The sequence below is a fragment of the Geobacter sp. genome (assembly GCF_027327745.1).
Lineage (GTDB): Bacteria > Desulfobacterota > Desulfuromonadia > Geobacterales > Geobacteraceae > Geobacter.
The window spans coordinates 18,849-30,902 of sequence record NZ_DAHVYG010000046.1; the positions used below are offsets into that span (position 1 = coordinate 18,849).

A 12,054-nucleotide genomic window follows, 5' to 3' on the forward strand; every position below is an offset into this window, starting at 1 on the left:
GGCCACGGTCGCCCTTTAATTTTCTGCCTGGAGAGCCATATGACCACCCGTTTTGTCGGCATCGCCGGTTTGCCCCGCGCCGGATCCACCCTGTTGTGCCAGCTGCTGGCCGAGCATCCCGCCATACACTGTGAAGGGCACAGCTCGCCCCTCTGCAATGCCCTGCTGATGATGCGCCGTTTCATCAGCGACGACCAGTTCATGCTGTCGCAGCTCGACGTGCAGTTCGAGGCCACCTACGCCCATCTGAAATCGGCCATGCAGGGGTTTCTGCACGGCTGGTACGGCGAGTGCAGCCAAAAGGTGGTCGCGGACAAGAACCGCGCCTGGCTCCACTGCGTCGAGATGCTGCTCCATCTTGACCCCGAGGCGAGGCTGCTGGTGCCGATCCGCGAACTGGGACAGATTTACGGCTCCATCGAATCCCAGCATCAGAAAACCATCCTGCTGGACTTCATCGACCACCTTGCCGATTTCGACCGCTTCGGTCGGGCCGACAAGCTCTTTGCCCAGGACAAGTCCATCGGCGCGCCGCTGGCGTCGATCCGGGCCATCGAGGAGCTGCCGCAGGCGGTGAAAAGCCGTCTCTATTTCGTGAAATTCGAGGATATGATGGCCGACCCGGTCGGGACAATGACGGGGATTTACAGCTGGCTCGGACTGCCGCCCCACACGATCGATCCCCGGCGCATCACCACCCGCCCCCACGAGAGCGACAGCCACTACCGCTTCAAATACCTCCACCGGCAGCAGGGGAGCATCTCCGCCCCCGGGCGCCATGAAATCCCCCCCCGCATCCAGGCGCAGATCGAGCGCGCCTGCGCCTGGTACTACCAGTGGTTCTACCCGGATAACAGCCCTGCTTCCCAGCCGGGGACCAAGCGCTGATGCAACCCGGCCTGACCATTTCGGTGCTCGATCAGCTGGAAGCCGAGGCGATCCACATCCTTCGCGAGGTGGCATCCGAATTCGAGCGCCCGGTGATGCTGTACTCCATCGGCAAGGATTCGTCGGTGATGCTGCACCTTTGCGGGAAGGCCTTCTGGCCGGGCCGGATACCGTTTCCCCTGCTCCATGTGGATACCCGCTATAAGTTCCCGGAAATGGTGGCTTTCCGGGATGCCCGGGCTGCCGAGCCGGGATTCGAGCTGCGGGTGCACCACAGCCGCGAGGAGGACGATGCCGGCGTCAACCCGTGGGATCTGGGGACCGTGCGCTGCTGCGCCGCTCTCAAGACCAGGGGGCTTCTGGATGCGCTGCAGGAGGGGGGGTATGATGCGGTCATCGGCGGGGCCCGCCGCGAGGAGGAGCGCTCCCGCGCCAAGGAGCGAATCTTTTCCTTCCGTGACGCCCATGGCCAGTGGGAACCGCGCCGCCAGCGGCCCGAATTCTGGACCCTCTACAACAGCCGCCTCAACAGCGGCGAAAGCGTGCGGGTCTTTCCCCTTTCCAACTGGACCGAACTGGATGTCTGGCGCTATATCGAGCGGGAGTCAATCCCGGTGGTGCCGCTCTACTTCGCGGCAAAGCGGATGGTGGTGGAGCGCAACGGCCAGTTGATACCGGCAGAGGAGGGGGTACCGCTGCTGCCGGGTGAGACGCCTGTCCCGCGCCTCTGCCGCTACCGGACACTGGGGTGCCATCCCTGTACCGGCGCGATCGCTTCAACTGCCGCCACGGTGGCGGATATCATCGCCGAACTGGAGCAGACCCGCCTGTCGGAGCGCACTACCCGCATCATCGACCATGACCAGGACGGTTCCATGGAGCGCAAGAAGCGGGAGGGGTATTTCTGATGATCGACCTTCTGCGCATCATGACCGCCGGCAGCGTCGACGACGGGAAGTCCACCCTGATCGGGCGCATGCTTTACGACGCCGGCGCCCTCTATGACGACCACATCGCTGCGCTCTACAAAGGTGCCCCCAGCGGCGAGCGCCCCGATTTCGCCCTCCTGACCGACGGTCTGCGGGCCGAGCGGGAGCAGGGGATCACCATCGATGTCGCCTACCGCTATTTCGCCACCCCGCGCCGCCGTTTCATCATTGCCGATGCCCCGGGCCACGAGCAGTATACCCGCAACATGGCGACAGCCGCCTCCAGCGCCGATCTGGCGGTGCTGCTGATCGACGCCCGGCAGGGGGTTTTGACCCAGTCCCGGCGCCATGCCTTCATCTGCGCGCTGCTGGGGGTGCCGCGCCTCTTGGTGGCCGTCAACAAGATGGACCTGGTCGGTTACAGCGAGGAACGTTTCCGGGAGATCGAGGAGGAGTACCGGGCCTTTGCCGTCCGGCTGGGACTTAAGAACCTCTGCTTCATTCCGGTCTGCGCCGTCGACGGTGACAACCTGGTTCACAAAAGCGAGCGGATGCCCTGGTATGGCGGTCCATCTCTCCTGCCGTATCTGGAGGACGTGTACGTGGCCGGTGACCGCAACCTGGTCGATTTCCGCCTCCCGGTGCAGCGCGTGGTGCGCCCCGACGCAAGCTTCAGGGGATACAGCGGCACTCTCGCTTCCGGCGTGGTGCGGGTTGGCGACGAAGTGATCGCGCTCCCCTCCGGTTTCCGTTCTTCCATCAGGAGCATCCACCTGGGGAGCACCGCATTGCCCCGGGCCGTGGCAGGTCAGGCCGTAACCGTCTGCCTGGACGACGAACTGGATATCGCCCGGGGCGACCTGCTGGTGCATCCCGGCAATGTCCCGCGGGAGTTCAAGGAACTGGATCTGATGACGGTCTGGACCGGGGAGGAGCAGCTGACCGCGGGGACGGTGCTGCTGGTCAAGCTGGGCTGCCAGTGGGTCAAGGGACGCTGCGAGTCGATCCGCTACCGCGTTGACCCCGATACGCTGCGCCGGGAGCAGGTTGAGTTCCTCCGGATGAATGATCTCGCCCGGATCCGGCTTGTGCTCTACCGGCCGGTTTTTGCCGACCCCTATGCGCGCAACCGTCAACTGGGGGGATTGCTGCTTGTTTCGGCCTCCGGCAACGACACGGTCGGGGCCGCAACCATTGTGGAACGGACCGATTACGATGCCGAGCTGAAGACGGACCGGGCCGTGCCGGAGAGGCGGGAAGTGGTCTGGCACCATGGGCAGGTGACGCCGGCGGAGAGGACCGAGCTGTTGCGTCAGAGGCCGCTGACGATCTGGTTCACCGGCCTCTCCGGCGCCGGCAAGTCAACGCTCGCCTTTGCCCTGGAAAGAAAACTGGTTGACCTGGGGATGGCCTGCTACGTGCTGGATGGCGACAATGTGCGTCACGGTCTGAACCGCGACCTCGGTTTTTCCCCAAAGGACCGCGCCGAGAATATCCGCCGCATTGCCGAGGTTTCGCGGCTGATGAACGACGCCGGTTTGGTCCTGATTACCGCCTTCATCTCCCCCTTTCGGGAGGACCGGGAGATGGCCCGCGGCATCATCGGCAAGGAGCGTTTTCTGGAGGTGTACCTCGAAACCTCCCTTGAGGTTTGCGAGGCGAGGGACCCCAAGGGGATGTACCGAAAGGCCCGCAATGGCGAGCTGCCAAGTTTTACCGGGATATCGTCACCCTATGAACCGCCTGAACACCCCGAGCTGAAACTGGATACGGCAGCCCTTGCCATCGACGACTGCATGATCATGCTGCTGACGTCGGTCCGGGAGTGCTGCGCGGTGCGGGCGGCGTAACGCTTTTCTTTCGGCGCCGCGATGACAGGCGACGCTAACCGGGTGTTACCCGCGCTTCTCGAACGGCTTCCAGTAGTCGAGACGGGAGTTCACCATGCGCGCATACCCGATCATGGCGTCGATGATCCAGTCGATCACGGCAAAGACCGCCAACGGGATAGCGAAAAAGACCGCCGCGAGGATCACGATAACCGCATTCAGCACCATCTTGAAGAGCCCACCCATCGTCCTTCCCCCTTCTCCCGAAATATTTCCCGCCGGCCGGCAACATTAATCTATGTCAATAGAATTAAACCGCCGCCCGCCGCAAAGTCAAGGAAGGGACCCTCAGCGCTTCCGCACCCGGAAACCCGCCTGCTCCAGCTTCCCCAGGTCGAGGCCGCCAGAGCCCTTTTCCTCGCGTTGCGGGCGCTCCACCTTCGGCCGCGGCGCCCCCCCTTCCGCCGCCTCGCGGATGGAGAGGGAGATCCGCTTGCGGGCCGCGTCCACGGCCAGCACCTTCACCTTCACCACCTCCCCCACCCGCACCGCCTCGGCCGGGTCTTTCACGAAGCGGGTGGAGAGATGGCTCACGTGGACGAGGCCGTCCTGGTGGACGCCGATGTCGACGAAGGCGCCGAAGGCGGTGACGTTGGTCACCACCCCCTGGAGCACCATCCCCTCCTTGAGATCCGAGAGCTCCCGGATGTCGTCGCGGAAGGCGGCGGTTTTGAACTCCTCCCGGGGGTCACGCCCCGGCTTTTTCAGTTCCTCCACGATGTCCCGCAGGGTCGGAAGCCCCACCGCCTCGGTCACGTAACGTTTGAGGTCGATCCGCGCCACCAGCGCCGGGTCGGCGGCAAGCCCCCCCAGGGAGACCCCCAGGTCGGCGGCCATCGCCTCCACCACCGGGTAGCGCTCGGGGTGGACGGCGGTGTTGTCGAGGGGGTGGTCGCCGCCGCGGATCCGCAGGAACCCCGCCGCCTGCTCGAAGGCCTTCTCGCCGAAGCGGGGAACTTTCATGAGCCCCCGCCGCGAGGCGAAGGGGCCGTTGGTGTCCCGGTGGAGGACGATCGCCTTCGCCAGGGAGGAACCGACGCCGGAGACGGAGGAGAGAAGCGCCCAGGAGGCGGTGTTGAGATCGACCCCCACGTGGTTCACGCACGACTCCACCACGTCGTCCAGCGCCTTCTGGAGGGCCTTCTGGTCCACGTCGTGCTGGTACTGGCCGACGCCGATGCTCTTCGGGTCGATCTTCACCAGTTCCGCCAGGGGGTCCTGGAGGCGGCGGGCGATGGAGATGGCGCCGCGCACCGTGAGGTCCAGCTCCGGGAACTCCTCCCGGGCGATCTCCGAGGCGGAATAGACGCTGGCCCCGGCCTCGCTCACCATGACCACCGGCACCCTTTTCTCCGCCTCCGCCAGGGTCTCTTTCGCGAACTGCTCCACCTCCCGCCCCGCGGTGCCGTTTCCCACGGCGATCATCTCGATGGCGTGGGCCGCCACGAGCCGCAGAAGCTCCTTCCGCGCCCCCGCCACCCTTCCCTCGCCGGTGTGGGGGTAGATGGTCACGTGCTCCAGGAAGCGGCCGGTGCCGTCCACCGCGGCCAGCTTGGAGCCGGTCCTAAGCCCCGGGTCGATGCCGAGGACCCGCTTCCCCCCCGCCGGCGGGGCGAGCAGGAGGTTCCGCAGATTCTGGGCGAAGACCCGGATCGCCGCCTCGTCGGCCAGCTTCTTCGCCTCCAGCCGGAGCTCCACCTCGATGGAAGGGGCGATGAGCCGCTTGTAGGCATCCTCGGCCACCCGCTCCAGAAGGGAACGGAAGATGCTCTCGCGGGTGACGAGCCGCCCCTTCAGGCCGGAGAGAATCTCCTCCAGCGGCGCCTCGATGGCGAGCAGCAGCACCTCCTCCTTCTCCCCCCGGCGCATGGCGAGCATCCGGTGGGAGGGGACGCTTTTGAGCGGCTCCCGGTGGTCGTAGTACATCTCGAACTTGGTCACCGCCCCCTTTTTGTCGCTGGCGACGCGGGACGAGAAGATGCCGTCGTCCCAGGTGAGGCGGCGGACGAAGGCGCGGGCGTCGGCATCGTCGGCCAGCCGCTCCGCCAGGATGTGCCCCGCTCCCTCCAGGGCCGCCGCCGCATCGGGGACCTCCCGCGCCGGATCGACGAAGGGAAGGGCCGCCTCCTCGGGGGTGCCGCAGGTCGTCTCCTGCAGGACAACGAGATCCGCCAGGGGCTCCAGCCCCCGCTCCTTAGCGATGGTCGCCTTGGTGCGCCGCTTGGGTCTGTAGGGGAGGTAGAGGTCCTCCACCTCGGTCTTCTGCCGGGAGGCCTCGATGCGGGCCCGGAGCTCCGGGGTGAGCTTCCCCTGCTCCTCGATGGACTTGAGCACCGTTGCCTTGCGCCCCTCCAGCTCGGTGAAGTAGGCGAGGCGCTCCTCGATGGTGCGGATCTGCACCTCATCCAGCTCGCCGGTCCGCTCCTTGCGGTAGCGGGCGATGAACGGGACGGTGGCCCCCTCGCGCAAGAGTTCCATGGTGTTCGTCACCTGAAACGGCGCAAGGCCGGTCTCCTCGATGAGAAAGCCGGTGATTTTCCTGATGGTCTCGTCGGTCGCTGTCATGGGTCTTCCTTCCTCCGGGGATGATGCGGGGGAAGGATACTAGCACAGGGGAAGGGAGCTGAAAAGTCCCATCACACGCGCATCCTTTTGGTCTTCAGGCCGCACCGGGGACACCTCCGGTCGGCAACCGCCTCCCTGCAGACCTCGCACCAGTACCAGCGTTCCTCCCCCATGCAGAAGGGACATTTCTCGCCCGGCTTCCCTTCGGCACAGCGGCACTGCGGCTCTTTTCCTTCCATGGTTTCACCTCCCTGGTTATCCGGATCCCGAGTGGTACCACTCCATGGCTCACCGTTTCCGCTGGCCGATCCGGCAGCTCCCCCCCTCGCACGCCTCCCGGCGGGGGAGATACTTCCGGAAGCGGGCGAAGGTCCGGTAGGCGAGCCGGGCGACGAGGTTCACCCCCGAAAGGGTCACGAGGGTCCCGAGGAGCCCGTAGAGGGTCGAGGCCGGGAAGGCCTGCCAGATGGCCCAGAACGCCTCCACCCCCCGGTAGACCCTGCCGCTCCGGTCGATGGCGTGCATCTGGTACATGAAATCGTCGAGGGAGATCCCGTAGGGGGTCGGGTCGAAGGTGGGGGCGCCGATGTCGACGAACTCCAGGCGTCCCCCGTGCTCCTTCCCCATGTAGGCCTCCATCTCCGCCGCGCAGACGGAGCAGGAGCCGTCGTAGAAGACTCGAAGCGGGAATTCGGGGGGTGTCGGCATGGGGCGTAACCTCCTCTCCTTCCCAAACGTATAGCACGAAAAAGGGGAGCGGCAACCGCCGCCCCCCCGCACCATCCTCCCCGACCACAGCTTCCCCGTCAGGGATAGAGCCGCACCACCTGCTCGGCCACGCAGGCGGGCCTTGCGCCTCCCTCGATCTCCACGGTGATCCCGTAGGTGATCTGCACCGCCTCGCCGAGGGGCTCCACGGCCTTCAGCACCGTGCGGGCCCGGAGGCTGGAGCCGGCCGGCACCGGCGCCGGGAAGCGGACCCGGTTGAGGCCGTAGTTCACCCGCAGCCGCATGCCGGGGTAGTTCCGCTCGAAGTGGCCCGGGGCGTTCGCCTCGGTGAGGAACGGGAGGAGCGAGAGGGTGAGAAAACCATGGGCCACGGTGGTCCCGTAGGGGGACTCCCGCCGGGCCCGCTCCGGGTCGGTGTGGATCCACTGCAGGTCGCCGGTCACCCGGGCGAAAGCGTCGATCCGCTCCTGGTCCACGGCGAGCCAGGGGCCGACGTGGGTCTCGCTCCCGACCCGCGGGGCGAGGAGTGCGACGAGATCGTCCGCTGCGGACATAACGTACCTCCAATAAGCTGGTGTTGAATAACACGGAGCAACCGAGATCGAGCCAGTCGTCCAACCATGCATGATCTCAATGGGAGCTAAAGGATTTTGTCCTCAGATTCTACTCCGTTGCTCAGTTGCTCCGTGTTTCAAATCCCTTTTCGGTTTCAAGGTTCAGAATGCTATGCCAAGCTCGTGGAGCTGCCTGAGCGCCGTGCCGGCCCAGTCCCGGTTCGCCGCGGGACTGGCCGGGCTCGGGTGGATGATCCGGCCGACCCGGACGTCGAAACCGACGAGGGCCTCGCGGCAACGCTCCGCGGCGAAGCCGCCGACGCCGATCACCGCCCCGGGGCGGAGGTGCTCCACCGTCCGGCGCAGGGCCCGGTCGCAGACGGCGTGGAGCCGCTCCCGCTCCGCCGTCCGGAGCTTGTCGGGGGTGATGTTCCCCCCCTCGGCCGTCAGGAAGAGGAGCGGACAGTAGTTGGCGACGAAGAACCGGGCGAAGAACCGCTCCGGCTCCCCGAAGCGCTCCCGGATAAGCCCCCAGAGCCGCCGGCCGCTCACCTCGCTCCGCCGGCAGGAAAACCCCTCCACCCGCTTCTTCGGATGCTCCCCGGCGGGCTTGCCGACCGCCCCGTTGATCCCAAGCCAGCCCTTCACCGTCTCGATCTCGCCGAAGGGGACCCCGGTCTGGGCCATCCCCCACGGCCCCGGATTCATCCCGACGATGACCACCTCCTTGGGCGCCCCCCCGTAGCGCCGCAGGTACTCCCGGTGGGGCTCCCGGGCGTAGACGAGGGGGTTGTAGACGTGGGCCACCGGCGAAGCGAACGTGAGCGTCTCCAGCTCCGTGGCCAGCTCTTCGGTTATCTGCACGAGATCCATTCCCTTCACCCGGCTCGGCCTCCCTGTTTCCCGAATTTTTTCAAAGTGATATAATGATTTTGTAAGAAGATTACCCTTGTCTTCGCTCCCACGACTGGCTATGAAAACTGTACTGATTCGGTCGTGCGAAGGGCCGGCGCAAAGCGACGGCGGCACCATCGGAGGCAGGGGCTCCCGGGCCGGAGATGTTCCGGCAAGGAGGAGGAAGACCGGCGAAACGGAAACGCCGGTCTTTTTTTGTCTCCGCGGCGCCGTCCGCTCCCCGGGGCCGTCACCGGGCGCCCCCCATGAACCGCGCGATCCGCTCCCGGGTGACCGGATGGGTCGAGAAGTAGTCGGTGAGGGACGCTTTTTCCCCCTCCCTTCGGTCCCCCTCGCGCCGGTCGTGCTCCGCCTGGAGGCGGGAGAGGATGTCGGCAAACCGCCGCAGCGGGATGCCGCGGCTTTTCAGGTACGCCACCGCCGCGTCGTCGGCCTCGGTCTCGAAGTCGCGGGAGAACTTGGCGTCCACGAGCGCCGTCGGAAGCCCCGCCGAGAGGGAGGTGACCGAGGTGATGTCGCCGGTCAGGGCGGCCATGACGAGGCCGGTGGCGGAATTCTGGAGGATGTGGCGCAGGGCGTGGCGGTGGCGGACATGCCCCATCTCGTGGGCCAGCACCGCCGCCAGTTCGTCGTCGCTCCCGGCGATCTCCACGAGCCGGTCGGTGACGACGATGATTCCCGACGGCAGCGCCAGGGCGTTGGCGCCGAGCTGGGGGCTTGCCCGGAATTCGAGCCGGTACCCGCCGGCCCACGGCAGGTCGCGGGTCATCCGGCCGAAGAGCGCCGCCACCTCCCGCCGCCGCTCCGGCGGAAGCGCCGTCGGGGAAAAGACCAGCCTGTCGAGCATCCCGAGGCTCTCCCGCCCCAGGGAACGCTCGGTGGTTGCGGGAACGGCGAAGGCTACCCGTCGGGCGAGGGCCGGGATGGCAAAGGTGACGAAACACCAGACGAGCGCCACCGTCAGCGCCAGCGCCACCAGCGCCCGGGGGATGCTCCGCTCCCACCGGTGGAGCCCGGCGGCAAACCGCCCCCGCCCCTGCCGGCGCAGGAGCTCATCGAGGAACCGGTCGTCGGAGAGCTCGCAGAGGGCGCCGTCGGGGAAGCGGACCGAACGCCGGACCGTGCCGAGCCGGGGAGAGACGGTGAGCACGCCGAGGAGGTCTCCCCGCTCCACCCCGTCCCCCGTCACCAGAAGCCGCTCTCCACTGAGCGCGAGGGTCACCCGGCGCTGGGCCGAACTCTTCCCGTCGTAGTATGTCCCCCGCGCGCTCCTGCTCACAGGGCCACGTCGATCCCGAAGAGATCGCCGATCTCCTCGCCGGCGGCGCTCACCTCCACCGCCGAGGCGGCCACGAACCCTTCCAGTTCGTTGCGGGAGGAGACCGTCAGGTTCTCGAACCGGTAGCGCGTAAGCCGCACCGTCGCCCAGGGGACCAAGAGGCCGAAGGTGCAGAGGATGGCAAAGGCATTGGAGAAGTAGAGCCACGCCATCTCCCGGGCCCGGAGCGTACTCGCGAAGCGGTTCTCACCGAGCCGGACCCTGCTCCAGACGAGGTTGCGCTGGCGTGTCTGGACGTAGATCGCGATGAAGAAATAGATGAGGGGAAAGGAGAGGGAGAAGGCGATGCCGGCCAGTGCCGCCGCCTTTCGGGGCATTCCCCCCGTCATGCCGCTCAGGAAAGCCGGCATGACGAGCGCCATGAGGGCCACCGCCGCTGCGGCGATGGCGACGAACCACCCCGCCGCCTTGAGGTAGAGGAGGTAGAAATCCTTCGCCGTCGCCTCGAAGGAGAAGGGGGTCGTGCCGAAGTCGCTCTGCTCCGCCAGGAACTTCTGCTGCCGGTAGACCACGTAGGGAAAGAGAAACCCCAGGGTGAAGGGGAGGAGCAGGTACAGGCCGGCGAAGACGACGTACGCCTCCCGGTAGTCGGGGCGGAAATTGAAGCGGACGTTGCGGTAGGTGGAGTTGCGGGCGTTGAAGAGCCGGGAGCGGACCACGAGCCACGGCATCGCCAGGAAGAACAGAAGGCCGAGAAGCGAGGCGAGGGAGGGGCTGTAACGGCTCCCGACGGAGTAGAGGATGAGGGCGGCGGCGCCGATGAGCCACCCCCGGAAGAGCGCCAGCGGGTCGGCCAGGTAGTCGAAGGGCGCCCCGTGGAGCATGGTGTTGCCGTAGAACCAGCGTCGCTTGCGGACCTTGGCCCAGGCGGAGTAAACCCCGCAGGTGACCACCTTCAGGAGCGTGTTGACGATCCAGATGCCGAAGTACTCCCGCGCCGTCCCTTCGAAGCTGAACCGGAGGGTGCGGGGGGACGGCGGCCGGCGCGGCGCGGCCGCAGGCTCCGGAACTGACGGTGACGGGATAGTGCTTCCGGCCGGCGCGCCTTCGCCCGCCGGCACCGTCCCGGCATTCCGCGTGAAGGTAAAGGTTCCGCCGCAGCGGGGGCAGGTCACCCGGGCTCCCTCCGGAATGGTTCCCGCCGGCAGCTCCTTCGCGAATTGGCAGTGGGGGCAGCTCACTCGCTCCATCGGCGTCTCCTCCTCACTCGATGACAAAGGTCTCGCCGCCGACCTCCACCCGGTCGCCGGGACGCAGCTTCCGTCCCCGGCGGAGTTCGGTCTCGCCATTGACGCGGACCGCTCCGCCGGCGATGAGGACCTTCGCCTCGCCGCCGCTCCCCACGATGTTCTCCGCCTTCAGGAAACTGTCGAGCTTGATGTGGTCGGTGTCGATCTTCATGAAACAGAAGCTCCGTTCGCGTTATACGGTTCTCATCCGGTTGTCTTTGTAGCATTATTTTGATAAAAAAAGGAGATTTTTCAAAACACAAGGAGAACCACATCATGCTCACCACGTCCGACTTCAAGCGCGGCCTCGTCATCAAGCTCGACGGCGCGCCGTGCCTCATCCTCGACGTCCACTTCCAGTCCCCCTCCGCCCGGGGGGCCAACACCATGGTCAAGACCAAGTACCGCAACCTCCTCACCTCCCAGGTGCTGGAAAAGACCTTCCGCTCCGGCGACAAGGTGGAGGAGGCCGACTTCGAGCGCCACAAGGGGCAGTTCCTCTACGCCGACGGCGCCCAGGGAGTCTTCATGGACCTGGAGACCTACGAGCAGTTCGAGATGGACGCCGAGGCCTTCGAGGCAATCCGCTACTACCTCGTAGACGGCACCGAGGTCACCCTTGGCATCTTCCAGGAGCGGATGGTCAGCGTCGACCCCCCCCAGGTGGTGGAGCTCACCATCACCGACACCCCGCCGGTCATCAAGAACGCCACCGCCACCGCCCAGACCAAGGAGGCGACCCTCGAAACCGGCCTCACCCTCCAGGTCCCCCCCTATCTGGAGATCGGCGAGAAGATCAAGATCGACACCCGCGACTGCCGCTTCATTTCCCGGGCCTGAGCGCAGGAGCAGAGGGCTGAAAATCCCCGTGCCGGCACTGTTGCCGGCAAAAAAATATTGACACATTCCCGGCTACGGTTTATAAACTAAAGCTCTTTTCGCCCAGGTAGCTCAGTCGGTAGAGCAGAGGACTGAAAATCCTCGTGTCGGCGGTTCGATTCCGTCCCTGGGCACCAT

13 protein-coding genes and 1 tRNA gene are annotated in these 12,054 nt (G+C 66.2%); 5 read left to right on the forward strand and 9 right to left on the reverse strand.

Annotation, left to right across the window (positions count from 1 at the left end; all coding sequences use genetic code 11):
* The first annotated feature begins 39 nt into the window (after positions 1 to 39).
* Genes M6689_RS09395 through cysC form a run of 3 tightly spaced genes read left to right on the forward strand, consistent with a single transcriptional unit; the run spans position 40 to position 3,667 of the window.
* On the forward strand, positions 40 to 888 hold the full coding sequence (locus M6689_RS09395; protein WP_298270673.1) for a sulfotransferase: 849 nt from the start codon (positions 40 to 42) through the stop codon (positions 886 to 888).
* On the forward strand, positions 888 to 1,796 hold the full coding sequence (gene cysD / locus M6689_RS09400; RefSeq protein ID WP_366949741.1) for a sulfate adenylyltransferase subunit CysD: 909 nt from the start codon (positions 888 to 890) through the stop codon (positions 1,794 to 1,796). Before M6689_RS09395 ends, cysD begins: the two co-directional genes overlap by 1 nt.
* Positions 1,796 to 3,667 (forward strand): adenylyl-sulfate kinase, encoded by a 1,872-nt coding sequence (gene cysC, locus M6689_RS09405; RefSeq protein WP_298270676.1) that lies wholly within the window; start codon positions 1,796 to 1,798, stop codon positions 3,665 to 3,667. Before cysD ends, cysC begins: the two co-directional genes overlap by 1 nt.
* 45 nt (positions 3,668 to 3,712) lie before the next feature.
* On the opposite strand, the gene M6689_RS09410 is transcribed toward cysC, so the two are convergent.
* The 9 genes from M6689_RS09410 to M6689_RS09450 form a co-directional block, all read right to left on the reverse strand.
* Positions 3,713 to 3,892, reverse strand: a complete 180-nt coding sequence (locus M6689_RS09410; RefSeq protein WP_298270678.1) for a hypothetical protein — start codon at positions 3,890 to 3,892, stop codon at positions 3,713 to 3,715.
* 102 nt (positions 3,893 to 3,994) lie between these two features.
* Positions 3,995 to 6,271: a Tex family protein gene (locus tag M6689_RS09415; protein ID WP_298270681.1), complete on the reverse strand. Its 2,277-nt coding sequence runs from the start codon at positions 6,269 to 6,271 to the stop codon at positions 3,995 to 3,997.
* A gap of 71 nt (positions 6,272 to 6,342) precedes the next feature.
* Positions 6,343 to 6,510 carry a hypothetical protein gene (locus tag M6689_RS09420; RefSeq protein ID WP_298270684.1) on the reverse strand — a complete coding sequence of 56 codons (168 nt, stop codon included), beginning with the start codon at positions 6,508 to 6,510 and terminating at the stop codon, positions 6,343 to 6,345.
* 49 nt (positions 6,511 to 6,559) lie between these two features.
* Positions 6,560 to 6,979, reverse strand: coding sequence for a thiol-disulfide oxidoreductase DCC family protein (locus M6689_RS09425; RefSeq protein ID WP_298270686.1), 420 nt, complete (start codon positions 6,977 to 6,979; stop codon positions 6,560 to 6,562).
* A 98-nt stretch (positions 6,980 to 7,077) separates the two neighbouring features.
* Entirely contained in the window at positions 7,078 to 7,554 is a 477-nt protein-coding gene (locus tag M6689_RS09430; protein WP_298270689.1) for a MaoC family dehydratase, read from the reverse strand.
* Between the two features lie 162 nt (positions 7,555 to 7,716).
* Positions 7,717 to 8,427 carry a uracil-DNA glycosylase family protein gene (locus M6689_RS09435; RefSeq protein ID WP_298270736.1) on the reverse strand — a complete coding sequence of 237 codons (711 nt, stop codon included), beginning with the start codon at positions 8,425 to 8,427 and terminating at the stop codon, positions 7,717 to 7,719.
* A gap of 271 nt (positions 8,428 to 8,698) precedes the next feature.
* Entirely contained in the window at positions 8,699 to 9,748 is a 1,050-nt protein-coding gene (locus tag M6689_RS09440) for a M48 family metallopeptidase (RefSeq protein WP_298270692.1), read from the reverse strand.
* A complete protein-coding gene (locus M6689_RS09445) occupies positions 9,745 to 10,998 on the reverse strand; it encodes a DUF898 family protein (protein ID WP_298270695.1) in 1,254 nt (417 codons plus the stop codon). The genes M6689_RS09440 and M6689_RS09445 overlap by 4 nt, the downstream gene beginning before the upstream one ends.
* Positions 10,999 to 11,011: 13 nt before the next feature.
* Positions 11,012 to 11,209 (reverse strand): RNA-binding S4 domain-containing protein, encoded by a 198-nt coding sequence (locus M6689_RS09450; RefSeq protein WP_298270698.1) that lies wholly within the window; start codon positions 11,207 to 11,209, stop codon positions 11,012 to 11,014.
* 104 nt (positions 11,210 to 11,313) lie between these two features.
* Between M6689_RS09450 and M6689_RS09455 the strand changes: the two genes are divergently transcribed.
* Together M6689_RS09455 and M6689_RS09460 are read left to right on the forward strand one after the other, a co-directional pair.
* On the forward strand, positions 11,314 to 11,877 hold the full coding sequence (locus tag M6689_RS09455; protein ID WP_298270701.1) for an elongation factor P: 564 nt from the start codon (positions 11,314 to 11,316) through the stop codon (positions 11,875 to 11,877).
* Positions 11,878 to 11,977: 100 nt separating this feature from the next.
* Positions 11,978 to 12,053, forward strand: a tRNA-Phe gene (locus tag M6689_RS09460).
* The last annotated feature ends 1 nt before the right edge of the window (position 12,054 follow it).